This is a genomic window from Streptomyces sp. NPDC107454, from assembly GCF_055582885.1.
Genome location: NZ_JBVJPA010000010.1, coordinates 262,292 through 287,039, shown reverse-complemented (window position 1 = coordinate 287,039; position 24,748 = coordinate 262,292). Strand labels below are relative to the sequence as shown.

The window sequence follows — 24,748 nt, the reverse complement described above, 5'->3', positions numbered from 1 at the left end:
TTAGGCAGCTCCTGCAAGCGGGCGTGCTCGCCAGTGTCAAACCTCGACCTTTGCCGATTGAGTCGTGGTATCCATTGACATGGCTAATGGATAACATGGAGCTGTGGGCATTCGAGTGGGTATAGATGGGCTTCGGGCGGCGGGGTTCCCCATGGGTGGTGAACCGCTCGTCGCACTGGACCTGGCCGACACGCTGATGACGGTGACCGAACCGGCCACGGACCTCATCGGGACCCAGGAGGCTTCGGCGGCCTGGTGGGCATTGCAGTCCGGAAGCCTGCCGCCCGGGCCTGTGCCCGACGCCGCGGCCGTGCGCCGGCTGCGTGCGGCAGTTCGCGACGTCCTGGACAGTCACCTGGAGGGCCGCGCCGCGCGGCCCACGTCGGTGGACGACATCAACGCCGCCGCGGCGGCGGCTCCCGTGAGCCCTCGTCTGGTCGTGACGGCCGACGGCATCAGGGGCGAGGAACGCTGGCACACCGAACACGGCGGGAACGCTGCGCTGGCCGTCATCGCCGCGGAGACCATCGGGCTCCTCGCCGACAGCGAGCGGCTCGGGCTCCTGCGCCGCTGCGCCAACCCGGCCTGCTCGATGCTCTTCCTCGCCGAGAACAAGCGGCGCAAGTGGTGTACCAGCAACATCTGCGGCAATCGCGCACGGGTCGCCCGTCACTACGAACGGACCCACACCGAAGGAGCCGGCGGCGTCTGACACGCGGAGCGGTCGTCGGGCGGGGCGGGCAGGGCCGAGACGGACGTACAAGACGAGACGGACGTACAAGAGCCGACAGGAGTGACGACGAGCCCCAGCGGACACGCACCGGCCGGATGCCGCCGCGTGCCCACGCCGTGAACTCCTCGCCCCGTGACCCCGGACTCCCTGTCCGGCGCCCAGTTGTGCGCCGGTCGGCTTATGCGCTGGTCGGTGCCGCCTGCTGCACGACCTCGAAGGACCACAGCGTGGACCCGCTGGCCGCCGGCTTGGGGCGCTCCCCGCTCGCCGCGTCTCCGCCCTGGTGGGCCGCCTTCATGGGGCCCTCCATCCAGGCCTGGAAGGACTCCTCGTCACGCCACCGCGTGTACACGAGGTAGCTGTCGGTGCCTTCGACGGGGCGGAGGAGTTCGAACCATTCGAATCCGTCGGAGTTCTCCACGGCGTGGGCACGCGAGGCGAAGCGCTTCTCCAGCGTCTCCCGCTGCTCGGCCGGGACGGTCAGTACGTTGATCTTGACTACGCTCATGGCCCCATCCTGCCGCACGGCGCTCCGGGGAGCCGACCGGCTTCGCGTGTGTCAACGTCCCGGCCGTTGGTGGCGGATGCGCTGGGCGACCTCGCTGTTCTCGGTCTCCCACCAGGGACGTACGAGTTCCGATGTCTGGGCCGCTCCCGGCGCGGGCGTCGCCGGGACCAACTCCGCCTCCAGGCGGCGGTCCAGTACGACGGTCTCGGCGCGTTCGGTACGGGCCCACTGCACCAGGATCGCGAGGAGGAAGGGCAGTGCCACCAACTCGGCGATGCTGATCATCGCGCCACCGCCCAGCTGCTGGTCATGGAGCACATCCGGCGCCCAGGACGGCGCGTGACGCAGGTACCAGGCCCCGGCGATGAGCGTGCCGTGGGTCATCACGACGATGCCTGGTACGGCGTCGATGATCCCGTCGAGGAACACCAGCGCCGCCCGGACCGGATGGGTGCACCACCTCGGCAGCGCCGCCTCGCGGGTGAGCATCGGCATGACGAACAGGCTGCCGGCGAGCAGCAGGTGCAGATACATCACCTCGTGCAGCCAGTCGTCGCGCAGGGCGGTCGCGAAGTACGGCGTGAAGTACACCGTCAGTTCCGTCGCGAGCACCAGGGCCGTGCTGACCAGCGGGAAGGTGAGCAGGCGTACCAGCCGTCCGGTCAGCGCCCGCTGCACACGCCCGGCGGCACGCTCGGGCAGGGAACGCAGGGCCAGCCGCAGCGGATCGCCCAGGGCCAGCCCGAGCGGTGCGATCAGGTCGAGGAGGACGTTCTGGACAGCGGCCGGCCAGAACAGCGCGTGGTCGTACACGGCCAGCGCGGACATCGTGGCGACGACGAGGGTGCCCAGGCCGAGCAGCGCGAAGGCGCCGACGCGCGGCAGGGGCCAGTGCTCGCCGCGGCGTTTCAGACGCAGCACGCCCCAGCCGTACAGCGCGCCCAGGATGACGACCACCAGCAGCGCGGGCACGTCCAGTTGCCATGAGGTGAGGAGTCGCCCCACGGTGAGTTGTGGTGGATTCCCCATCGCGTTCTACCTCCACGGCATGCCAGATCTGCCGAGGCACTCTATGTCGCGCTCGACCGGCCCCGGTCGCGCACGCACCGGACTCGCCCGCGGTCACACCGAGCTCATACCCGGCTCATACCAAGCACGACGGACGCCTTTCGACCTGCGCCGACGCACGTCGACGTGCCTCGACGCCCGACCACTGGGCTCGTGTGTGTTCCGGACGGTCTGGACCGTCCGGAACACACACGTCGCCAGAGGCAGCGGCGGGCGGGCCTACCTGGCGAGTTCGGCCGGTTCATCGAGCCGTGTCAGTTTCCGCGGGTTGGCGATCGCGTGGATCCGTGAGTACCACCGCGGACCTCAACACCTTCTTCCGCTCGCTGGCCGACGGCCGCCTGCTGCGGGCCGAACAGTGGCGGGAGATGCGGCAGACCGTGCGGCGCACCGACGACCCGGACGATGTCGCGGAGCTGCCCGAGGGTACCTACGGCCTGGGCCTGCGCGAGATCCCGCTGTCCTGCGGCGGCCACTACTACATGCATGAGGGCGACGGATTCGGCACCTACACCCGCCCCGCAGTGAGCTCGGACGGGCGGCGCGCGGTCACCATCTCCGTCACCACCACCTCCGGTATGCCGGACCTGCCTACGCTCAACCGGGCCACCGGCACCCTGATCGACCACGCGCTGTGCGCCGCCGGCCGGTAGGCACGGCGGGCGCCGCGCAACGGCATCACGCCGACCGACACCACTCCGACCGACACCATCGAAGTGGTGCGCCGTCAGCTCGACGGCCGTCGGTTCTGGTCGTCAGATCAGTCGTCCTGTTTCCATGACCCGCTGGGTCGGCCGCTCACGCAGCGCACGCGGAGTTCGACCTTGCCCGCGGTGCCCTCGAACCTCACTTCGGCGTGTTCGCCGGGCCCCGCGTCGGCGCGTTCGACGCCGAAGCCCTGGGCGGGGGCCCAAGACACCAGCCGCACCACCGCCCCGTCGCACTCGGCGATGACCGTCCCGCGCGGAGTGGAGAACACCTCCTTGAGCGTGGTGGCGGAGGGACCTCCCGTGGACGGTGAGGGCGTCGGAGTCGGTGCGTGCGACGCCGTGCTCGGGCCTGCCGATGGCGAAGCCGTCGCCGCGGCGAGTTGCCGCTCCGCAGGCTCATGGGCTGGTCACCCCCGCCGCGTCGAGGGCCAGCCACACCCGGTCGCGAGTGAGCGGGAGTTCGGTGAAACGCAGGCCCGTCGCGTCGCGCAGGGCGTTGGCGAAGGCCGGGGCGACCGGGTTGAAGGGGCTCTCGCTCATCGACTTGGCGCCGAGGGGACCGATGGCGTCGGCGGTCTCCATGAAGTGGACCTCCGTGCGCGGGATGTCGGCGTACTGAGGGAGGCGGTAGCGGCGGAAGGCGGCCGTCTCGACCTCGCCGCGGGCGTCGACGCGCACGTTCTCGAAGAGCGTCGCGCCCAGCGCCTGGGCCACACCGCCCTCCACCTGGCCGCGGCACTGCATGGGATTCATCACCTTGCCCGCGTCGGCGGCGTGCACACTGCGCAGGATGCGGATCTCGCCGGTGCCGGGATCGACCGCGAGCCGGAACCACTGCGCGTTGAAGGCGACCGAGCGCGGGGTGCCACCGAAGTGCCCGTCGGCGGCACAGGTGACACCGACCGCCCTGGCCGCCTCGTACAGCTCCTTCAGGGCCAGGCGGCCGCCCGGATGCGCCACCGCCTCCTCCACGAGCCGGCAGTCCGCGCGCGGGACGCGCAGGGTGGCGGCGGCGAAGTCCAGCAGCATGTCCGCGAGGGCACGGGAGGCGCGCAGGGTGGCCTTGCCCGCGACCACCACGCCGGTGGAGGCGAAGGCGCCGGTGTCATGCTTGACGACGTCCGTGTCGGACTGGCGGACGGTGATGCGCTCGACGGTGGTGGTGAGTTCACCGGCCGCGATCTGGCGGTGCACCGTGGTGGTGCCGTTGCCGAACTCGGCCGTGCCGACGGCCAGTTCGAAGGTGCCGTCGGGCAACAGCGCGGCCCTGGCATCGGCGATGTGGCCACCCGGCGGACCCGTCGCGATCATCGCGAGCGCGGCGCCCTCGCCGACCAGCCAGCCGTCCGGGACGGGCTCGGACACAGGCTCTTCCTGGGCACGGCGGACGATGCCGACGCACTGGTCGAGACCGTAGCTGGCGATGTGCAGGTCCTCCTCCTCGCCGCCGGCGGTGATCATCGGCTCTCCGGGCCCGATGATGTTCTTCGCCTTGAACTCCAGCGGGTCCAGGCCCACTCGGCGGGCGAGTTCGTCGAGGGCCGACTCGACCGCGAACATGACCTGCCCGAGTCCGTAGCCGCGGAAGGCGCCGGCCGGCACGGTGTGGGTGTAGACCGAGTAGGCGTCGACCTTCTTGTGCGGGGCGCGATAGACCGCCATCGACTCGCCGACGCTGTGGAACATCACCGCGGGACCGTGATTGCCGTACGCGCCCGTGTTGGAGACGACCCGCAGTTGCAGCGCGGTCAGGGTGCCGTCGCGGCGGGCTCCCGCCTTCACGCGGATCGTGAACGGGTGCCGGGTGGTAGCCCCGTAGAACTGCTCGGCCCGCGTGTACTCCAGCTTCACCGGGCGGCGCAGCCGCAGCACCGCGAGGGCCACGATGTCCTCGACGAGCATCTCCTGCTTGCCGCCGAAACCGCCGCCGACCCGGCCCGCGACCACCCGCACCTGCTCCGCAGGGAGGTCGTACAACGCGCACAGGGCGCGCCGCGTCAGGAACGGGGTCTGCGAACTGGTGCGTACGTTCAGCCGGCCGTCCTCGTCGAACCAGGCGACGGCTCCGTGTGTCTCCAGGCTCGCGTGCTGGACACGCTGGGTGCGGTAGGTGTCCTCGTAGACGGTGTCGGCCTCGGCGAATCCCGCCTCGACGTCACCGATCTCGCCGTGTGCCTCACCGACGACGTTGTCCCGGGGGCGGGCGATCCGGGCCGTCGCCGCGTCCTTGTCGTGCACGACCGGAGCGCCCGGCCGCATCGCCTCCTCCGGGTCGAGGACCGCGGGCAGCACGTCGTACGTCACCTCGACGAGGCGGCAGCCCTCCTCCGCCGCCGCCTCGCTGTCCGCGACGACGGCCGCGACGCGCTGGCCGATGTAGCGGACGGTGTCGTCGAGGACGCGGGTGTCGTCCGGATCCTCCTCCGGGTGCTCGTGACGGGCGGTGGAGAAGTGCCGTTCCGGCGCGTCGTCGTGGGTGAGGACCGCGTGCACGCCCGGCACGCGCAGGGCGGCGGACGTGTCGATGGCGAGGATGCGGGCGTGGGCGTGCGGGGAGCGCAGCAGCTTCATGTGGAGCATGCCGGGGATGTCGACGTCGAAGGTGTAGCGGGCGGTGCCCGTGACGACCTGCGGTCCGGCGGGGGCCGGAAGGTTGCGGCCCACAGCCTCCCCGGCCGAGGGAGCCTCGGCGTGACAGACCCCTCGTACGGCGTCCTCGATGGCCCGGTAGCCGGTGCAGCGGCACAGATTGCCCTTGAACGCCCGCGGAAGATCAGCCAGTTGATCGTCGTCGAGGGCCGCGGTCGTCATCAGGAACCCGGCTGTGCAGAAGCCGCACTGGAATCCCTGCGCGTCCAGGAACTTCCGCTGTACGGGGTGGAGTTCGCCGTCCTCGGAGGCCAGGCCCTCGACCGTGGTGACCTCGTGGCCGTCGGCCCGGAAGGCGGGGAAGAGGCAGCTGTGTACGGGCTTGCCGTCCACGTGGACCGTGCACGCGCCGCAGTCGCCCGCGTCGCAGCCCTTCTTCACGCCGAACCAGCCGCGCTCACGCAGATAGGTCCGCAGGCACTGGCCGGGGCGTGGCTCCTGTGTGAACGGCCGGCCGTTCACCTCGATCCCGAAACTCACTGCGGCTCCTCACCGTGGGACAGCTCGCGGCGGATGTCCTCCGCGTACCGGAACGTCATGTGCCGCCGCCATGCGGGAAGCCCATGGATGTCGTCGAACCACTCGTCGTCGGTGACGGCCGCGTCGATCGCCGCACGCAGTCCGTCCGCCGTCGGCGGCAGCGGGAACCACAGCCGGACCGGGCGGACGGTCGAGGCGGTGATCGTGATCGCGAGGGAGTGGTCGCCCGGGTCCAGGGTGCCGATGACCAGTGCGCCGGAGCGGCCGAGCCCGTACAAGGACGCCTGCCGGAACGCCGTACGGCAGGCGAGGGCGCGGGCGGGCACGGTGACGGACCGCAGCAGCTCGCCCTCGGCCAGGACCTTGCGGCCCGCGCCGGTCACGAAGTCCACGACGCGGACCCGGCGGCGTACACCGTCCTGGGCGTGCAGCAGGCACTCTCCGTCGAGGGCGGCGGTGAGGGAGATCATCGGGCCGGCCGGGAGGGAGTTGCAGAGGTTCCCGCCGACCGTGGCCATGTTCCAGATCTTGAAGGAGGCGAGGAACGCGCGGCAGCACTGCTCGAACAGGGGTGCCGCCTCGGCCCGGAGCTCCCTCGCGAACCGGGACAGCTGGGCGATCGTGCAGGTAGCGGCGATCTCCAGGGAGCCGTCCGGGTGCGGCTGTATGGGTGTCCAACCGGTCCGGCTCAGGTCCACCAGCCGCCGCAGGTGCGGCTGCGGCTCGGAGAACAGGTACGTCCCGCCGCCGAGCCAGGCGTCGCCCGGCCGCCAGGGCGCGGGATGCCGTGCGTCCCGTATCTCCACCACGGTGTTCAGGTCCATGAGCGCCAGTGAAGCAACGCGAACGGGCTCCGGACGACTGGTTCACGACACGGAAACGCCGAGTTTTCCGGCGGGTGTCCTGGAGGATCGACCAAGAGGCATACCGCTCGACTCACCTTGCACTTACGATGCGATCACTCGCATGCACCTGGTGAATGTGAGATGCCGGGCACGCACCCTCGTGCCCGGCTGCCGCACAAGGAGCCAGAGCACATGCACGTCGACCACCTCCTCAAGGACGAGTCCCTGGGCCTGCGCCTGCTGTGGGCCGAGGAACCACAGCTGACGAGGGAGATCAGCGGGGTGACCGCCACCGACCTGGAGGACCCCGCCCGCTTCGTGCGACCCGGCGAGGTCGTGCTCAGCGGACTGGTGTGGTGGACGGCCGAGGGCGGGCGGGACAAGGCGGAGCGGTTCGTGGCCGCGCTGCGGACGGCGGGCGCCGCCGTACTGCTGGCGGGCGAGGAGACCCACGGCTCGGTGCCCGACGATCTCATCGAGGCGTGCGCGCGGCACGGCGTCCCGCTGGCTGCGGTCCCGGCCCACATCATGTTCCGCGCGATCACCGACACCGTGTACTTCCAGCAGTGGGGCGAGCTGAACCGCCGCCACGCGCTGCCCGAGAACGTACGCGTCCGGCTGAGCCGACTCGTCGCCCAGGACGCGGGCCCCGACGCGATCGTCGCGTCCGCCTTCGCCCACGTCGACCGGGCCACCGCGTATGTCTTCACACCCGCCGGGCGGACCGTCGCGGCCACCGCGGGCGCGCGGCCGGTTCCGGCGCGGGAGGCCGTCGCGCTGCTGGCCAACGGCGCGGGGATCACGGTGTCCGTCGACTCCGATGCCGTCTCGCCGTACGAGCGCTGGCACCTGTATCTGCCCGAGCCCGGCGGTACCCCGCCGCGCATGCTGCACGAGATCGCCGCGATCCTGGCCCGCTGCCAGGAGTCACGAGCCCGGCGCCGGGCCGCCGAACACCAGGCTGCGGACGATCTCGGCACCCTGCTCTGCGCACCCGGCGCCGAGGCCACCGCCGTGGAAGCAGCGCTGCGGACCTGCGGGCTCCCGGCCCAGGGCCCCTACCGGGTGATCGTCGCCGAGACGGGATCGCAACGGGCGGGACTGGCAGAGGGGGCGCTGACGGAGACGGTCGCCCACGCGGGGCCGGGACGCGCGTCCGTGGGGCGGCTGCCGGACGGCACGGCGTTCGCGGTCGTACCGGAGACGGCAGGCGACGCAGGGGGATGCGCGGAGTTCTGGCCGCTTGTCGCCGCCTGCGAGCCGTCCGTCCCACTGCATGGCGGTATCGGCTCGCCTGCCGCCGGGCCGCAGGACCTCAACGGGGCGCTGGCCGAGGCCCGTTACGCCCTGGCCTCGGCCCGCACCACCGCCCCCGACTCCTCGTCAGTCGTCGACTCCTCGTCCCTCACCGGACTCGACACCCTGCTGAGCGGCATACCCGCCGAGGTTCGCACCGCCTACAGCCGCACCGTCCTGGGTCCCCTCCTGGACACCCGGAACGCCTCGGCCGCCGCCCTGCTGAAGACCCTGGAGACCTTCCTCGCCCACGACGGCTCATGGGCCCGCACGGCGGAGGTCCTGCACCTGCACGTCAACACCGTCCACTACCGGATCCAGCGCATCGAGCACTTCACCGGCCGCGACCTGTCCCGCCTCTACGACCGCCTCGATCTCTGGGCCGCTCTGCTGTGCCGTACGCCTTCGGTTACGAGCGATCCACGTGCACGCTCGTCGACTTCACCCGCGCGGTGACCGTGACGCCGACCGCGAGGTCCAGCTCGTCGACGGCCTCCCGGGTCACGAGCGACACCACCCGGTGCGGCCCTGCCTGGACCTCCACCCGCGCCACGACGTCGTCGACCGTCAGCGCCGTGACGATGCCCGTGAACGCGTTGCGCACCGACGTGGGCGGGCCGCCGCCGGTGCCGCGTTCGTCCTCGACCGCACGCTCCCGCGCGAACCGGGCCAGCCCGACGCCGTCGATCACCCGGTTGCCCGAACCGTCCCGCCCCATGGGAAGCCGGCCCCCGTCCGCCCAACGGCGCACGGTCTCCGGACTCACCCTCAGCAGGCGCGCGGCCTGGCCAATGCTGTACGACGGCACACCGGCACCCTAACCGTGTCACTGCCCGCGCCCCCGCGCTCCTCGGATCCTCGCCGACGCCCCGGCCGAACGTCGGCCCGAGGGTGCGGTGAGTGCCTACATGCGCAGCATCCGCTGTGTGATCTCCCGGTACTGCCTCAGCGCGTGCCGGAGTTCTTCCGGCTGTGTCCCGGGGTCCTGGTCCTGCCAGGTGGCGTGGAGAGCGCGCCGCCGTTCCGCGAGGGTGCTCATGAGCTGGGCGGTGACCGCGTCGAAGGCGGTCTCGGCCTCTTCCAACGCCTCGCGTGGGCTGTCGGCGAAGGTGTTGAGGGCGTGTTGGAGGCGATGGGTGAGCTTGTCCCGTTCGTCCGACGGGATCAGCGGCTCGGGGCCCGGCGTGCGACGCCCGGTCGAACCGGGCTGCTTGTCCGGGGGCTGCTGGGCGCGTGACTGGTCGTACATCATCGAGTGCCACTTTCCTGTACGTCGTACCGGCCGCGTCGGTTTCGTCGCCCTGGGCGGGGCCGCGCTCCGCACCGCGCTGTCAGTCAACGCCGGGCAACCGGCGGTGTCAACGTGATGTCCACAGGGGCGAGTTCCGGCGGCTGGGCAGCGGTTGAGGGGCGAAGGGAACCGGGGCGGCCCAGCCGTGACCCCGGTCGTTCAGAGGACGCGGCCGACGGCCCCGGGTGCGGTCGCGCCGCCCGGGACAGGAGTCAGAAGAGCGCCGCCCGTGATCTGACGGGATAATGGCGAGCACCATGGCTGGGATCGAGGAGAGCGGCCAGGGGTCGACCGTCGACTGGGTCGATCCCATGGGTGACCCGTTTCTGCGCACGCGGTTCGCCCCGCCGGCGAGGCCCGTCACCTTCCTGCGGCGGGAGCGGCTGGTCGAACACTTGGACAAGGCGCTGCTGACCCCGCTGACGGTCGTCAACGGAGCGGCCGGGGCGGGGAAGACCCTGCTGGTCGCCGAGTGGGTCACTGGGCTGGCGCAGCCCTTCGCCTGGTTCACCGCGGACACGGCGGATCAGCAGCCCGGGATGTTCTGGGCGTACGTGCTCCAGGCCCTGCGGTCCTCGGGCGTGCCGATCCCCGGCGACATCCGCTGTCCCGCCGACGCGAGCCGGGTGGACCGCACACTGCTGGCCCGGCTCGCCGCCGAGCTGAGCGGACGCGACCGGCCGGCGATCGTCGTGCTCGACGAATACGATCGCGTCACCGCTCCGGAGATCGCGGAGCAGCTGGAATTCGTCCTGCACCATGCCGGACCGGGAATGTGCCTCGTCCTCGTCACCCGCACCGAGCCGCTGCTGCCGGTGCACCGTTACCGGGCGGCCGGTGACCTGACGGAGATCCGGAACGCGGAACTGGCCTTCACCCCCGAGGAGGCGGCCGTACTCCTGGAACTGCACGGCCTGCGCCTGCCCCCGCACGCGGTGGGGGCGCTCGTGGACCGCACTGGCGGATGGGCGGCCGGCCTGCGACTGTGCGCCCTGGCCGCGCGGGAGAGCCCGGATCCGGAGAGATACCTGAAGGAATTCGAGGCCGGGCGCAGTACGGTCGCCGACTACCTCCTGGCCGAGGTGCTCAAGCGGCGCACGGCCGAGACCCAGGCCCTCCTGCTGAGGGTCAGCATCCTGGAGCGCCTCTGCCCCGATCTGGCCAACGCGATGACGCAGCGCACCGACGCCGAGCCCATTCTGGCCGAGCTGCACCGCGAGAACGCGTTCGTCGAGGACCTCGGATACTCGTGGTACAGGCTCCACCCGCTGTTCGGGGAGATCCTCCGGGCGCATCTGCGGGAGCGCTGTCCCGGACTGGAGTCCGAACTCCACCGGCGGGCCGCCCGGTGGCTGCTGCGCTCCGGATTCCTCCCCGAGACGATCGCCCATGGCGCCGCCGCGGGTGACTGGGAGTTCACCGCCGGCGCCTTCGTCGACGGCCTGGCGATCGGACAGCTCTTCACCGGTCTGCGCCGTGACGAGTTGACCGAGCTGTTCTCCCGGATGGGACCCGAGGCCACGAGTCCCGCGACGGATGTCGTCCGAGCGGCCCGGCACCTGTCCCAGTGCGACCTCGACCGCGGTCTGGCCCGTCTGCACCATGCCGAGGCGAGCCTGGCCACGGCCGTGCCCGACGCGGCCACCGACGTGCCAGGCCCGGCGGCGGCACGGCTGAGCTGCGCGCTGCTGGAGGCTCTGGCGGCCCGTCTGGCCGGGTCCCCGCTCCAGGCGGAGAGGGCCGCGGAGGCGGCCGAGGAACTGAGACAGGCGGTTCCCGCCCACCTCTTGGGGCAGCATCCCGAACTCATCGCTCTGCTGCTGACCCACTTGGGCTCGACGCGCCTGTGGGCCGGGCGTTTCGAGGACGCCCGCACCGCGCTGTCCGCGGCGGCGAGCTGCCCCGGCGGGGCCTCGACGGCGCTTCCACGGGAGGAGTCGCTGGGCCACCTGGCGCTGATCGACTACCTGAACGGCTGGCTCGGCCGGGCGGAGCGCAAGGCACTGGCGGCGACGACCGACTCGGAGCGCTTCGGTCTGTGCGGGGCGTCCGGCTCGGACATCGGGCGGATGGTCCTGGCCGCGGTGGCCGTCGACCGGAACGAACTGGATCACGCCCAAGCCCTCCTCGACGAGGCGGTCGGTTCGCGCCCGGCGACGCGGGACCCGGTGCCGGCCACGGGCCGGTCCCTCGTGACGGCACGTCTGCTGCTGGCCCGAGGCAAGACCCGAGCCGCCCTGGCGGCGATGGACCCGGCGGTCTCCACGGACGTGGCATCACCCTGGGCGCAGGCTCATGCCGCCCTGATCGCCTCCGCCGCCCACCTGGCCGAGGGCCGGCCGGACGCGGCCGCCGAGGTACTGCGACAGGCGCCGGACGACCAGCCGGCCTGTGTGGTGGAGGCCGCGCGGGCCCAGCTGGCGGCGGGCCGCCCCGCCGCCGCACTCGGCCTGCTCGACCGACTGCGTGCCGAGGGTCCGGCCGGTCCGGCGGTGACCGTGCGGGCCACGCTGACCCGGGCGCATGCCGCACTGGAGGCGGGTGACTCCGCCGCCGCGCGCAAGCTCGTGGGCCAGGCGCTCCTGGAGGCTCGGCGCGAGCGGCTGCGGCGGCCTTTCCTCGAGGCCGGACCGTGGATCCGACGTCTCCTGGGCACGGCGCCGCTGCAGCCACTGGCTGCGGGCTGGTTGACGCCGGGCGAGGCGCCCCGGCTCGAAACGCCCGCACCGCTCGTCGTGCAGGAGCTGAGCGAACGCGAACGCGACGTTCTCCGGCGACTGGCCCAGATGATGTCGACGGAAGAGATCGCGGCCGACCTCTGCGTGTCGGTGAACACGGTCAAGACCCACCTCAAGAGCGTCTACCGGAAGCTGGCGGTGAACCGGCGCAACGAAGCGGTCCGCCGGGCGCGCGAGCTGCGACTGCTGTGAACCCGTGCCGGTGACCACCCTCGCCCGTCACGGGTGAGGCGCGGGACGAGCCGTTCGGATGCGATGGGAGGAGTGGCACCACGCACCTCCCGACCGGGCGGGGCGCCCGGAGCATCCCGAATCCGGCGATGCGGCCGATGCCCCTCGTTCCGGTGCGCCGAATCGGAGAGAAGGTCTTGATGTCCCGGACCGAACCCGCCGTACCCTCAGCGGCCGACGCCGGCCACCGGGAGCAAGCCGACTACACCGGTGGTGTCTACGGGTCCATGCTCGCCGCATCGGTGGTGATCGGCACCGGTACGCTGGGCTCCTTCCCGCACGTGGAGCTGGCGGTGTTGCTCTTGGGCACCGGCGTGGCGTTCTGGATCGCGCACGTGCACGCCCAGCTGTTCGGGGCGCGTCTGGCCCGGCAGGCCCTGGACCGGCGGACCGTCGTCGAGGTGTGCCGGGCGGAGTGGCCGATCGTCAAGGCCGCCGTCCCGCCGACCGTGGCCGTGGCCGTCAGCCCGCTCCTGGGCCTCGGCCTCCAAGGCACCTTCTGGCTGGCGCTCGCCGTCGCCGTGGCCGGGCAGGTGGGCTGGTCGGCGGCAGCGGCACGCCGTGCGGGCGCCTCCTGGCGCCTCACGGCCCTCACTGCCTCGATCAATCTGCTGCTCGGCCTGCTGATCATCTCGTTCAAGCTCGTCCTGACGCATTGAAAGGTCGTTCGGAGCCCATGCGCTACGAGATCCGTATCGAGGGGCACATGACGGAGACGCTGACCAAGGCGTTTCCGGAGATGGATCACGTGGTGATGTCCGGTCAGACCGTCCTGTTCGGCCCCGTTGTCGACGAGGCGCACCTGTACGGGCTGCTGGCCCGCTGCCAGTCGCTGGGCCTGCACGTCATAGAGATGCGCCGGCTGCCGGAGTGACCGGGCGTAGGCCGTCCGGGGCAGGGACGATCACCCGCCGGGGGTGACCCGGCAGCGGGCGCCGCGCGGGACGCTGACCCGGTGAAGTCTCCGCACACCGTCCCGTCGGCGGTCCGGCGACGACCCGTTCGGCCGCGTCAGGACTCGTCCGCGTGAGGAGGAGCCATGACCGAATCGCGTGGTCAGGCGCCGCGTACCGAACCCGGGCCAAGGCCCGAAGGGCCGGTCTCCGCGCCGTCCGTCGACCCCGAGGAACTGCTGGCGGGACTCGGCCGCTCATGGACCTGGATCCTGGGTTCGGCGATCTCGACGCTGGTGCCGGGCATCCTGGTACTGGTGTGGCCGGACGAGACCCTGCACATCCTGGCGGTACTCATCGGCCTCTACCTGGTCGTGACCGGGGTGTTCCGCTTCGTGGCGGTCTTCGGCCGCGATGAGCACGGCGAGCGACTCCCCGGGGTGCTGCTTTCGGTGCTCTTCGTCCTGGCCGGGGTGCTGTGCCTGAGGAACCCGCTGCAGACCATCGCCGCGCTCTCGCTGATCGTCGGCATCGTCTGGCTCGTGTCCGGCATGCTGACCGCCTACACGGCCATTGCCATGAAGGCACTCCCGCACCGTGGCGTCGTCTTCTGCGCCGCGGCGCTCGGCATCGTCGCGGGAGTCGTCGTGCTCGCCCTGCCGACCGAGTCCGCCCGCGCCCTGACCCGGCTGCTCGGCCTGTGGCTCGTACTGCTCGGCCTGATCGAACTCGTCCTCGCCTTCGCCTGGCGGGCCGCACTGCGCCGCGCACGCGCCGCGGACCCGGACGGCTCCGCCCAGTCGCCCTGAGACTCCGCGGAGACGTTCACCCGTCCCGGGTGAGGCCGGACGAACCTTGCCGTGCGCATGCTGAATCAGGTGGGACGACTGCCGGGCGAAGGCCCGGGATGGAGGAGCGACATGAGCACACAGATGTACCTGGCGTACGACTACCCGCTGCTGAGCGTCTTCTGGAGCATGCTCTGGTTCTTCCTGTGGATCATGTGGTTCATCCTGCTCTTCCGGATCATCATCGACATCTTCCGCGACGACGAACTGGGTGGCTGGGCCAAGGCCGGCTGGCTCCTGTTCGTCATCCTCCTGCCCTTCCTGGGTGTCCTCGTCTACGTGATCGCCCGCGGCAAGAACATGGGGCGCCGAGAGGTGAACCAGGCCCGCGCGCAGCAGGAGGCCTTCGACTCCTACATCCGGCAGGCGGCGGGCGGCGGCACCAGCAGCGTCGACGAACTCGCCAAGCTGTCCGAGATCCGAGCCCGTGGCGACATCACGGACGAGGAGTTCCGCAGGGCGAAGGAACTCGTCCTGAGCGGTCAGGGTCCGTCCAGCGGCTCGGGCACCACCACCTCCGGCCAGTGAGCACCCGCCGGACGAGGCGACGCCGGGCAGCACGATGTCACCAGGCGGCACGTTGACGGCAGGACCGCTCACAGGTGGAGGGTGAACCAGGTGGTCTTGCCGTCGTCGGTGGGTCGTACGCCCCAGTCGTCGGCGAGCGCGCGGACGAGGACCAGTCCGCGCCCGGATTCGTCGTCCTCGGCCGCGAAGCGGGGCTGGGGCAACTGCGGGCTGTGGTCGCCGACTTCGACCGTCAGGTCCAAGGCGGTCCGGCACAGGTGCAGTCCGATGGGGCCCTGGGCGTGCTGAACGGCGTTGGTGAGGACTTCTGAGAGCAGCAGCCGCGCGTCGTCGGCCTTGGTGGCGCAGCCCCACGATGTGAGGGTCTTGCTGAGGAAGGCTCGGCCCTCGGGGACGGAGTCGGGGACCGCCGGGAGGTCGAGGGAGACGGCGTCGAGCGGTGCGTCGGGCAGCCGGGTCAGCAGCAGGGTGACATCGTCGTTGTGGCCCTCGGCGTCCGGCAGCAAGGTGGTCAGGACGTGGTCGGCGGCCACCTCGAGGTCGGGGGCAGTGGTGAACAGGTCGCTCAGCGTGCTGGTGAGCTGGGAGAGCTGGTCCTCGATGTCGCTGCCGGGGGTTTCGATCAGTCCGTCGGTGTAGAGCACCAGGGTGGCGCCGGGCGGGATGACCGCACTGCACTGCTGGTAGAGCACATCGCCCACGCCGAGGGGCGCGTTGACGGGCGCGGGCAGCGCACGGGCGCCCTCGCCCGGGGTGGCCACCAGGGTCGGCAGATGTCCGGCGGAGCAGATCGTCACCGCGCCCGCGTCGGCCGCGATCACCAGGTAGCAGCAGGTGACCAGTTGGTCCGGGACGTCGAGGTCGGCGACGGCCGCGTCGAGGGCCTGCATGAGCTGGCGGGGCTGCATACCGGTCTTGGCCAGGGCGTGCGCGGCGGAACGCAACTGGCCCATGACGGCGGCGGCTTCCAGTCCGCGTCCCATCACGTCGCCGATCAGGACGCCGACGCGGCCGGCGCCCAGCGGGACCAGGTCGAACCAGTCGCCGCCCACCCCGGCCCCCTGGGTGGCGGGACGGTAGCGGCTGGCGGTCGTGAGACCGGGGATGGCGGACGGAGTGCCCATCAGACTGCGCTGGAGGGTCAGCGCGATGTGCCGCTGCTGTTCGTAGAGGACGGTCAGCTCGGCTTCGGCCCGCTTGCGATCGCTGATGTCGCGGACGATGGCACAGGCGCCGATGACCTCGCCGTCGGGGGAACGGGTCGGCCACAGGGTGATGTCGACGTCGAGGAGATCGCCGTGACGGGTGACCCGCAGTGTCTCGAAGTGCTCGATCCTTTCCCCGTTGCGCAACCGGGCCATCAGGAGGTCGATCTCGTGGCCGTGGTCGGGCGGGGCCAGCAGGGACACGTGGCGGTCCATGACCTGGGCGCGTGTGTACCCGTAGAGGCGCTGGGCGGCGGCGTTCCAGTAGGTGATGTGCCCGTCGAGGGTCTTGGCGAGGATCGCGTCCTGGGAGGACTCGACGAGCGCGGCCAGCTCGTTGATGCGTTCCTCGGCCGCCTTGCGGTCGCTGACGTCGCGGACGGCGGCGGAGACGAGCAGGCCGTCGGTGGTCTCCAGGGGGCTGAGGCTGATCTCGACGGGGAACTCGGTGCCGTCCTTGCGCAGGCCGTGCAGTTCGAGTCCGGCGCCCATGGGCCGCACCTGGCGGTTGTCGGTGTAGCCGGTCCGGTGCGCGGTGTGGTGGGTTCGGAAGCGGTCGGGTACGAGCAAGTCCACTGTTCGGCCGAGGAGTTCCTCGCGGCCGTAGCCGAAGAGCGCTTCTGTTTGGGCGTTGACGAGTCTGATCGTTCCGGTGTCGTCCACGATCACCATGGCGTCCGGCGCCGCCTCCAGCAATCCCCGGAACCGGTCCTCGGCCGCCTTGCGGTCGCTGACGTCGCGGACGGCGGCGGAGACGAGCAGGCCGTCGGTGGTCTCCAGGGGGCTGAGGCTGATCTCGACGGGGAACTCGGTGCCGTCCTTGCGCAGGCCGTGCAGCTCGAGTCCGGCGCCCATGGGCCGCACCTGACGATTTTCGGCGTAGCCGGAGCGGTGCAGTGAGTGGTGGGTTCGGAAGCGGTCGGGTACGAGCAAGTCCACCGATCGGCCGAGGAGTTCCTCGCGGCCGTAGCCGAAGAGCGCTTCGGTCTGGGCGTTGACGAGTGTGATCGTTCCGGTGTCGTCCACGATGATCATGGCGTCGGGCGCCGCTTCCAGGAGCCCCCGAAACCTGTCCTCGGCTCCTCCCGAAGGGGTACCGCACTCCCCGGCACACGACGTCGACGCCGAGCAGCCGGACACCGAACCCGGTGCGGCCGAAGCCGAACTGATCGTTTCTCCCACGTTCGCCCCCACGGCCCCTTCGCCCCTCACGGACCCGCCGCATGCGGTCGGTCGGGCCATCTCAGCGCACTTGGATCACGATCACTGGGGTATGTCTCATTCTGGCCGCACCGCGGTCGATCGTGTCCGCGGTGAGCGCGGGCTACGTCCGTCTGCCTACATGTTCGGTCGTGAGTCGGCCCTGTCGGACCAGCGACCCCTGGGTCCGGCCGGGCGACGGTGGATCGGCCGTGCGCCGGGACGACCGTCGGGCGATGCTGAAGGGGGTGACGAAGGGAGCCCCATGTCCGAGCGCTCGGATGCGGCCGCCGGGACGGGCCGACGCGGTCTCGTGCGGCGGGCGGCTCCCGGCCTCGCCGTACTGGCGGGCTACCACCGTTCGTGGCTGCGCGGCGACCTGCTGGCCGGAGTGACCGTCGCGGCCTATCTCGTTCCGCAGGTCATGGCCTACGCGGGCCTCGCGGGACTGCCGCCGGTCGCGGGGCTGTGGGCGATCCTTCCCGCCCTGCTGCTGTACACCCTGCTGGGCTCCTCCCGGCTGCTGTCCGTCGGGCCCGAGTCGACCACCGCGCTGATGACCGCCACCGTGGTGGGGCCCCTCGCCGCGGGCGCCCCGGACCGGTACGCCGTGCTCGCCGCCGGGCTCGCGGTCGTGGTCGGGGCGATGTTCCTGGTGGCGTGGGTGGCGCGGCTGGGCTTCCTCGCCGACCTTCTGTCACGGCCGATCCTGGTCGGCTACCTGACCGGCGTGGCGCTCATCATCATCGTCGACCAGCTCCCCAAACTGACCGGTGTCCGCACCTCGGGATCCGAGTTCTTTCCCCAGCTGCTCTCCTTCGTGAGGAACCTGGGAGAAGCCCATCCCGCCACGGTGATCTTCTCCGTCGCGGCGATCGCGTTCCTTTTCGCGGTCGCGCGGTTCCTCCCCGGTGTCCCGGGCCCCCTGCTGGCCCTGGTGCTCGGCACGGTGGCCGTCGCGGTCTTCGGACTCGAGGACCACGGCATCGCCGTCATCGGCGCGGTACCGGCCGGGCTGCCGAGCCCCGGCCTGCCGACGCCGGGAGACCTGCCGCAACTGGTACTGCCGGCACTCGGCGTGCTCCTGGTCGGCTACACCGACGTGATCCTGACCGCGCGCGCCTTCGCGGCTCGCGGCGACGAACTCGACCCCAACCAGGAACTGTTGGCCCTGGGAGCCGCGAACCTGGGCGCGGGCGTGCTGCACGGCTTCCCGGTGAGCAGCAGCGCCAGCCGTACCGCGCTCGCGCACTCGGCCGGGGGCCGCAGCCAGGCGTACTCGCTCGTCGCCGGCGCGCTGGTCCTCGCCGTGCTGCTGTTCCTCAGCCCGCTCCTCGCGCACACGCCGTCGACCGTGCTGGGCGCCCTGGTCGTCTATGCCGGGGTCCGCATGATGGATCTGGCCGGGTTCCGGCGGCTGGCCGCCTTCCGACGCAGGGAGTTGCTCCTGGCCCTGGGCTGTCTGGCCGGAGTGCTGGCCCTGGACATCCTGTACGGCGTGATCGTGGCGGTCGGGCTCTCCGTCGCGGAGCTGCTCACCCGGGTGGCCCGCCCGCACGACGCGATCGAGGGTCTGGTGCCGGGACTGGCAGGCATGCACGACGTCGACGACTATCCACAGGCCCGCACGGTCCCCGGCCTGCTTGTCTACCGCTACGACTCGCCCCTGTTCTTCGCCAACGCCGAGGACTTCAAGCGGCGGGCGCTGGCGGCGGTCGACCGGCATGCAGGTCCTGTCGACTGGTTCGTCCTCAACACCGAGGCCAACGTCGAGGTGGACATCACCGCGCTCGACGCGGTCGACGCCCTGCGCCAGGAACTCGAACAGCGTCACATCGTCTTCGCGCTCGCCCGCGTCAAACAGGACCTGCGCGACGACCTCGACGCCTTCGGGCTGACCGAGGCCGTCGGCACCGACCGGATCTTCCCGACCCTGCCCACGGCCCTGGCCGCCTACCGGGAGTGGCTCCGGCGCGGCGGCCGCTCCCCGGAGAGGGAGACGTAGTCGGCTTCCTCGAAGAGGCGTCGGGTATCGCCCCGCGGGTCCATAGGGCCGATCGGCCCCTTCCGAGGACCTGCGGCCCCTGCACCGCGAACCCCCACGACACGACGCTGGAAGAGGGATCGAGCGATCCCGGTCCAGGAGGTGGAGATCATGCCCCGCACCGTCACCGCAGGCCTCGACGGCTCGCCCGAGAGCCGTGCCGCCGCCGACTGGGCGGCCCGGGAGGCGAAGCTGCGCGGGCTGCCGTTGAAACTGGTCAACGTCTGGGAGCCCGCTCCGGCCCCCATCGCCCAGGCCCCCCTGCTCGGCCCCGAGACCCACCAGCAGTGGAGCGAACGCATACCGCGCGAAGCGGCCGGGGAACTGCGGGCGGCCCACCCGGAGCTCGAAGTGCTCGTCGAGCAGGTCACCGGACGGCCGGCCGAGGTGCTGACCGACGCCGCGAAGGACGCCGAACCGCTGGTCCTCGGATCCCGTGGTCTGAGCGGGATGGGCGGTTTCGTGGTCGGCTCCGTAGGCCTGGCCGTCGTGGCCCACGCCGAGGGTCCGGTCGTCCTCGTACGGGCCGAAGGAGACACCTCGGGCACCGACTCCGGCGTACCGGCCCCGCGACCCGTCGTGCTCGGGCTCGACACCACCGCCCCCGACGACACCCTGATCGGCTTCGCCTTCGAGGCGGCCGTCCTGCGCGGCGCCTCCCTGCGTGTCGTCCACGGCTGGAACGAGCCGCCCTACATCGCGTACGGCATGCCCCCGGACCTGGAACTGAACGCCCAGATCGGCGCGGAGGAGGCCGCCGCCGTGAGCGAGGTGCTGCGGCCGTGGCGGCAGAAGTTCCCGACGGTGGACGTCGTCGAGGACTCCCTGTCCGGGAAGGCGGCCAACCACCTCGTGGACGCCTCCGCGGAGGCCTCCCTGGTCGTCGTCGGCCGCCGTATCCGCCGTTCGGCGCTCGGCGCCCACATCGGGCCGGTCACCCATGCCGTACTGCACCACGCCACCGCCCCCGTCGCCGTGGTCCCGCACGACTGAGGCCCGGCACGACCGATCAACCGACGACACGACCGATCAACCGACACGACTCACCATCAGGCGCGCCTCACCATCCGAGGGGAGACGCCCATGAACGCGGCAGTCGTACGAGCGTGGAGGGAGACTTGTCATGGTGGCGGTGCCCGCGTTCGGGGCCATTTGGGTCATCCGCGAGTCCCGGCCCCTCGTCTCCGGCGAAGGACGGTGAGGACGGTGGAGCTGCCCCTGGTCGTGGGCGTCGACGGCTCGGAGCCCAGCCTGCGCGCCGTGGACTGGGCGACGGACGACGCCACGCTGCGCGGCGCACCGCTGCGCCTGGTGTACGCGTCGCTGTGGGAGCGCTACGAGGGCGCCGCGCTCGCCGAGGGACTCGGCAGGCCCTCGGAGCAGGTGATGGCCGACAACATCGTCGAGGCCGCCGCGCGCCGGGCCCACCTCCGGGCCCCCGAGGTGACGGTCACCACCGACGTCCTGCCCGACGACGCGGCGAGCGTGCTGCTGAACGAGGCGCACACCGCCGCCGCGCTGGTCCTCGGGTCGCGCGGCCGCAGCGGCCTCGCCGAACTGCTGCTCGGCTCGGTCAGCCTCACGGTCGCCGGCCGCGCCGCCTGCCCGGTGATCGTGCTGCGCGGCGACCAGGACAACCAGGCAGGGGCCAGGACGCACCGGCGCGTGGTCCTCGGAGTCGGCGAGGGACCGCACGGCACGGCGGCCACCCGGTTCGCCTTCGAGGAGGCCGAGGTCCGCAAGGCCACCCTGGACGCCGTACGGGCCTGGCGCTGCCCGGCGTACGAGAGCGCCGACGACCCGCTGCTCGAGGGTGAACCGGCCCGTTTGCACGAGCAGCGGGCCGCGGAGACCATGGAGTCGGCGCTGAGCAAGGCCGCGGACGAGCATCCCGCGGTGGATCTGCACCGCAGGACCGCCGAGGGCAGCGCTCGCCGGATCCTGCTGGACGCCTCGGGCGACGCCGACCTGCTGGTCGTCGGAGTCCGGCGCCACCACGGACTCCCCGGACTCCAGCTCGGCCGGGTCGCCCACAGGCTCCTGCACCACTCCACCTGCCCGGTCGCCGTCGTACCGCAACGGGGATGAGCGACTCAGAGGGTCGCCGCGTGGTCGGGGACATACGTCTGCAGATCGCGCGGCGGGCGCACATAACCCGTCGACGGCGGCCGGGGCGGCAGTTTGAGAACCGGTGGCTTCACCTCGTGGTACGGAACGGAGCCGAGCAGGTGGGCGATCATGTTCAGGCGGGCCCGGCGCTTGTCGTCGCTCTCCACGATGTACCACGGCGCCTCCGAGACGTCCGTGTGCACCAGCATCTCGTCCTTGGCCCGGGAGTACGCCTCCCAGCGGGTGATCGACTCCAGGTCCATCGGGGACAGCTTCCAGCGCCGCGTCGGATCCTTCAGCCGGCGCCGGAACCGCTGCTGCTGCTCCGCGTCGCTCACCGAGAACCAGTACTTGCGCAGCAGGATCCCCTCCTCGACGAGCATCCGCTCGAAGATCGGGCACTGGCGAAGAAAGAGCTGGTGCTCCTCCTTCGTGCAGAATCCCATCACCTGCTCGACGCCGGCGCGGTTGTACCAGCTCCGGTCGAACAGCACGATCTCCCCGGCGGCGGGCAGATGCTCGACATACCGCTGGAAGTACCACTGGGTGCGCTGGCGCTCGGTCGGCTTGGGCAGCGCCACGGTCCGTGCGACGCGCGGGTTGAGAAGCTCCGACACCCGTTTGATCGTGCCGCCCTTGCCCGCCGCGTCCCGGCCCTCGAAGACCACCACGAGCCGGGCGCCCTCGGTGCGCACCCACTCCTGAAGCTTCACCAGCTCCGTCTGCAGGCGCAGCAGCTCCCGCTCGTACGCCGCAACCGGCACCTTCGCCTTCTTCTCGTCGGCCATGCCGCCTCCTCCGCTCGATCACGCACACCGATGCCCCGCCCCGCGACACGCCCTGCGACACGCCTCGTGACGCACCTCGATGACTTACGGAGTCACCATGCCCAAGGCCGAACCGCCCAAGGTCGAACACCAGGACAGCACCGTACTGACCGACGACGAACTGCGCACCCTGGACGCCCACTGGCGAGCCGCCAACTACCTTGCCGTGGGCCAGATCTACCTGCTCGCCAACCCGTTGCTGAACGAACCCCTGAGCCCCGCGCACATCAAGCCGCGGCTGCTCGGACACTGGGGCACCTCACCCGGCCTCAACCTGGTGCACACGCACCTCAACCGGGTGATCAAGGCCCGTGGTCTGGACGCGCTGTGCGTGTGGGGGCCCGGACACGGCGGGCCCGCGGTCCTCGCCAACTCCTGGCTTGAGGGGACCTACAGCGAGACGTATCCGAGCGTCTCACGGGACGCGGGCGGCATGGAGCGGCTGTTCCGGCAGTTCTCGTTCCCCGGCGGTGTGCCCAGCCATGTCGCGCCCGAGACCCCGGGCTCGATCCACGAGGGCGGTGAGCTCGGCTACTCGCTGGCGCACGCCTACGGGGCCGCCTTCGACAACCCGGACCTGCTCGTCGCCTGCGTCATCGGTGACGGCGAGGCGGAGACGGGGCCGCTGGCCGCGTCCTGGCACTCCAACAAGTTCCTCGACCCGGTCCACGACGGCGCCGTGCTGCCGATCCTGCACCTCAACGGCTACAAGATCGCCAACCCGACCGTCCTGTCCCGGATCCCGGAGGCCGAACTCGAGGAGCTGCTGCGCGGCTACGGCCACGACCCGATCCACGTCACAGGCGACGACCCGCACGAGGTCCACCGCGCGATGGCGGGCGCCTTCGACCGGGCCCTGGACAGCATCGCGCTGATGCAGCGCACGGCCCGCGCGGACGGTGTGCCCGAGCGGGTGCGCTGGCCCATGATCGTGCTGCGCACCCCGAAGGGCTGGACGGGACCGGCGGAGGTCGACGGCGTGCCCGTCGAGGGCACCTGGCGCGCCCACCAGGTACCGCTGGCCGCGGTCCGCGAAAACCCGGAACACCTGCGGCAGCTGGAGACCTGGCTGCGCTCGTACCGTCCCGAGGAACTCTTCGACGCCGAGGGGCGCCCCGTCGCCGACGTCCTCGCCGGCGTACCCGACGGCTCGAAGCGACTCGGCGCCACCCCGCACGCCAACGGCGGCCTGCTCGTCCGTGATCTGCCCCTCCCGTCCCTCGACCGCTACGCCGTTCCCGTCGACAAGCCGGGCGTCACCCTGCACGAGCCCACCCGGATTCTCGGCGACCTCCTCGAACAGGTCATGAAAGACACCTCCCAACGCCGGGACTTCCGCCTGGTGGGCCCCGACGAGACCGCCTCCAACCGGCTGGGAGCCGTCTTCGGCGCCAGCGGCAAGGCTTGGCAGGCGCAGACCCTCCAGGTGGACGAGCACCTGGACCGGCACGGCCGGGTGATGGAGATCCTCTCCGAACACCTCTGCCAGGGCTGGCTGGAGGGCTACACGCTGACCGGCCGGCACGGGTTGTTCTCCTGCTACGAGGCGTTCGTGCACATCGTCGACTCGATGGTCAACCAGCACATCAAGTGGCTCAGGACATCGAGGGAGCTGGCGTGGCGCGCCCCGATCGCCTCCCTCAACTACCTGCTCACCTCGCACGTCTGGCGCCAGGACCACAACGGCTTCTCGCATCAGGACCCCGGCTTCGTCGACCACGTCCTCAACAAGAGCCCCGAGGTCGTACGGGTCTATCTGCCGCCGGACGCCAACACCCTGCTGTCGGTGGCGGACCACGTGCTGCGCAGCCGCGACTACGTCAACGTCGTCGTCGCGGGCAAGCAGCCCTGCTTCGACTGGCTCTCCATGGACCAGGCCCGCGACCACTGCGCCCGCGGCGCCGGGATCTGGGAGTGGGCGGGCTCGGCGAACGGGGACCGCGAACCGGACGTCGTCCTCGCCTGCGCGGGTGACGTCCCCACCCAGGAGATCCTGGCCGCCTCCGACCTGCTTCGGCGCCATCTGCCCGAGCTGGCCGTCCGCGTCGTCAACGTCGTCGACATGACCCGGCTGCTGCCACGTGACGACCACCCGCACGGGATGCGCGACTTCGAGTACGACGGGCTGTTCACCACCGACAAACCGGTGATCTTCGCCTACCACGGCTACCCCTGGCTGATCCACCGGCTCGCCTACCGCCGCGCCGGCCACGCCAACCTGCACGTACGCGGCTACAAGGAGATGGGCACCACCACGACCCCGTTCGACATGGTCGTCCGCAACGACATGGACCGCTACCGGCTCGTCATGGACGTGATCGACCGCGTCCCCGGCCTCGGCGTCCGCGCCGCCGCCGTCCGTCAGCAGATGGCCGACGTCCGCAGCCGCCACCACACCTGGATCCGCGAACACGGCACCGACCTGCCCGAAGTCGCCGACTGGACCTGGAGCGGCTGAGCCCTCACCCCGCACCGGCCGACATCCCGTACCCCGTAAGGGAGTTCAGCGCCATGACCGTACGCACCGGCATCGACATGAGGGCGG

At 71.4% G+C, this 24,748-nt stretch carries 21 protein-coding genes; 12 read left to right on the top strand and 9 right to left on the bottom strand.

All coding sequences use genetic code 11. The features are described 5' to 3' along the window. The first annotated feature begins 151 nt into the window (after positions 1-151). The gene (locus ACZ69M_RS26860; RefSeq protein ID WP_470053648.1) at positions 152-712 is read left to right on the top strand and encodes a CGNR zinc finger domain-containing protein; all 561 of its coding nucleotides are present in this window, start codon (positions 152-154) and stop codon (positions 710-712) included. A 199-nt stretch (positions 713-911) separates the two neighbouring features. Here the strand turns inward: ACZ69M_RS26860 and ACZ69M_RS26855 are convergent, their stop codons facing one another. Further along, positions 912-1,241: an antibiotic biosynthesis monooxygenase family protein gene (locus ACZ69M_RS26855; RefSeq protein ID WP_067381387.1), complete on the bottom strand. Its 330-nt coding sequence runs from the start codon at positions 1,239-1,241 to the stop codon at positions 912-914. Between the two features lie 51 nt (positions 1,242-1,292). Further along, entirely contained in the window at positions 1,293-2,270 is a 978-nt protein-coding gene (locus tag ACZ69M_RS26850; RefSeq protein WP_470053646.1) for a cytochrome c oxidase assembly protein, read from the bottom strand. On the opposite strand from ACZ69M_RS26850, the gene ACZ69M_RS26845 reads away from it, so the two are divergent. Next, positions 2,255-2,962, top strand: a complete 708-nt coding sequence (locus ACZ69M_RS26845; RefSeq protein ID WP_470053644.1) for a serine hydrolase — start codon at positions 2,255-2,257, stop codon at positions 2,960-2,962. The genes ACZ69M_RS26850 and ACZ69M_RS26845 overlap by 16 nt on opposite strands. Before the next feature lie 107 nt (positions 2,963-3,069). Here the strand turns inward: ACZ69M_RS26845 and ACZ69M_RS26840 are convergent, their stop codons facing one another. The 3 genes from ACZ69M_RS26840 to ACZ69M_RS26830 all read right to left on the bottom strand — a co-directional run bounded on the left by ACZ69M_RS26840 (position 3,070) and on the right by ACZ69M_RS26830 (position 6,972). Further along, entirely contained in the window at positions 3,070-3,288 is a 219-nt protein-coding gene (locus ACZ69M_RS26840) for a hypothetical protein (RefSeq protein WP_470053643.1), read from the bottom strand. Between the two features lie 127 nt (positions 3,289-3,415). Next, complete coding sequence (locus tag ACZ69M_RS26835) at positions 3,416-6,148, bottom strand: molybdopterin-dependent oxidoreductase (protein ID WP_470053641.1); 2,733 nt, start codon at positions 6,146-6,148, stop codon at positions 3,416-3,418. Beyond that, a complete protein-coding gene (locus tag ACZ69M_RS26830) occupies positions 6,145-6,972 on the bottom strand; it encodes an FAD binding domain-containing protein (protein WP_470053640.1) in 828 nt (275 codons plus the stop codon). Before ACZ69M_RS26830 ends, ACZ69M_RS26835 begins: the two co-directional genes overlap by 4 nt. Before the next feature lie 213 nt (positions 6,973-7,185). Here ACZ69M_RS26830 and ACZ69M_RS26825 point away from each other — a divergent pair, with 213 nt between their 5' ends. After that, on the top strand, positions 7,186-8,745 hold the full coding sequence (locus tag ACZ69M_RS26825; protein ID WP_470053638.1) for a PucR family transcriptional regulator: 1,560 nt from the start codon (positions 7,186-7,188) through the stop codon (positions 8,743-8,745). Here ACZ69M_RS26825 and ACZ69M_RS26820 read toward each other — a convergent pair. Together ACZ69M_RS26820 and ACZ69M_RS26815 are read right to left on the bottom strand one after the other, a co-directional pair. Next, a complete protein-coding gene (locus tag ACZ69M_RS26820; protein WP_470053636.1) occupies positions 8,699-9,097 on the bottom strand; it encodes a TOBE domain-containing protein in 399 nt (132 codons plus the stop codon). The genes ACZ69M_RS26825 and ACZ69M_RS26820 overlap by 47 nt on opposite strands. 96 nt (positions 9,098-9,193) lie before the next feature. Beyond that, the gene (locus ACZ69M_RS26815; RefSeq protein ID WP_470053634.1) at positions 9,194-9,541 is read right to left on the bottom strand and encodes a hypothetical protein; all 348 of its coding nucleotides are present in this window, start codon (positions 9,539-9,541) and stop codon (positions 9,194-9,196) included. Positions 9,542-9,837: 296 nt separating this feature from the next. On the opposite strand from ACZ69M_RS26815, the gene ACZ69M_RS26810 reads away from it, so the two are divergent. The 5 genes from ACZ69M_RS26810 (at position 9,838) to ACZ69M_RS26790 (ending at position 14,818) form a co-directional block, all read left to right on the top strand. Further along, positions 9,838-12,510 (top strand): winged helix-turn-helix domain-containing protein, encoded by a 2,673-nt coding sequence (locus tag ACZ69M_RS26810; RefSeq protein ID WP_470053632.1) that lies wholly within the window; start codon positions 9,838-9,840, stop codon positions 12,508-12,510. Positions 12,511-12,689: 179 nt separating this feature from the next. Beyond that, a complete protein-coding gene (locus ACZ69M_RS26805) occupies positions 12,690-13,208 on the top strand; it encodes a hypothetical protein (RefSeq protein ID WP_470053630.1) in 519 nt (172 codons plus the stop codon). Between the two features lie 17 nt (positions 13,209-13,225). Continuing rightward, complete coding sequence (locus ACZ69M_RS26800; RefSeq protein WP_403697399.1) at positions 13,226-13,423, top strand: hypothetical protein; 198 nt, start codon at positions 13,226-13,228, stop codon at positions 13,421-13,423. Between the two features lie 165 nt (positions 13,424-13,588). Further along, a complete protein-coding gene (locus ACZ69M_RS26795) occupies positions 13,589-14,251 on the top strand; it encodes an HdeD family acid-resistance protein (protein WP_470053628.1) in 663 nt (220 codons plus the stop codon). A 111-nt stretch (positions 14,252-14,362) separates the two neighbouring features. Continuing rightward, the gene (locus ACZ69M_RS26790) at positions 14,363-14,818 is read left to right on the top strand and encodes an SHOCT domain-containing protein (protein ID WP_470053627.1); all 456 of its coding nucleotides are present in this window, start codon (positions 14,363-14,365) and stop codon (positions 14,816-14,818) included. Between the two features lie 68 nt (positions 14,819-14,886). On the opposite strand, the gene ACZ69M_RS26785 is transcribed toward ACZ69M_RS26790, so the two are convergent. After that, a complete protein-coding gene (locus tag ACZ69M_RS26785) occupies positions 14,887-17,058 on the bottom strand; it encodes a SpoIIE family protein phosphatase (RefSeq protein WP_470053625.1) in 2,172 nt (723 codons plus the stop codon). 430 nt (positions 17,059-17,488) lie between these two features. Between ACZ69M_RS26785 and ACZ69M_RS26780 the strand changes: the two genes are divergently transcribed. From ACZ69M_RS26780 to ACZ69M_RS26770, 3 genes are all read left to right on the top strand, one after another. After that, complete coding sequence (locus tag ACZ69M_RS26780; protein ID WP_470053623.1) at positions 17,489-19,228, top strand: SulP family inorganic anion transporter; 1,740 nt, start codon at positions 17,489-17,491, stop codon at positions 19,226-19,228. A 150-nt stretch (positions 19,229-19,378) separates the two neighbouring features. Then, positions 19,379-20,260 carry a universal stress protein gene (locus ACZ69M_RS26775; protein WP_470053621.1) on the top strand — a complete coding sequence of 294 codons (882 nt, stop codon included), beginning with the start codon at positions 19,379-19,381 and terminating at the stop codon, positions 20,258-20,260. A 213-nt stretch (positions 20,261-20,473) separates the two neighbouring features. Beyond that, entirely contained in the window at positions 20,474-21,355 is an 882-nt protein-coding gene (locus tag ACZ69M_RS26770) for a universal stress protein (RefSeq protein ID WP_470053619.1), read from the top strand. Positions 21,356-21,360: 5 nt separating this feature from the next. On the opposite strand, the gene ppk2 is transcribed toward ACZ69M_RS26770, so the two are convergent. Continuing rightward, positions 21,361-22,164, bottom strand: a complete 804-nt coding sequence (ppk2, locus tag ACZ69M_RS26765) for a polyphosphate kinase 2 (protein ID WP_470053617.1) — start codon at positions 22,162-22,164, stop codon at positions 21,361-21,363. Between the two features lie 97 nt (positions 22,165-22,261). On the opposite strand from ppk2, the gene ACZ69M_RS26760 reads away from it, so the two are divergent. Then, positions 22,262-24,661, top strand: coding sequence for a phosphoketolase family protein (locus ACZ69M_RS26760; protein WP_470053615.1), 2,400 nt, complete (start codon positions 22,262-22,264; stop codon positions 24,659-24,661). Positions 24,662-24,748 lie beyond the last annotated feature (87 nt).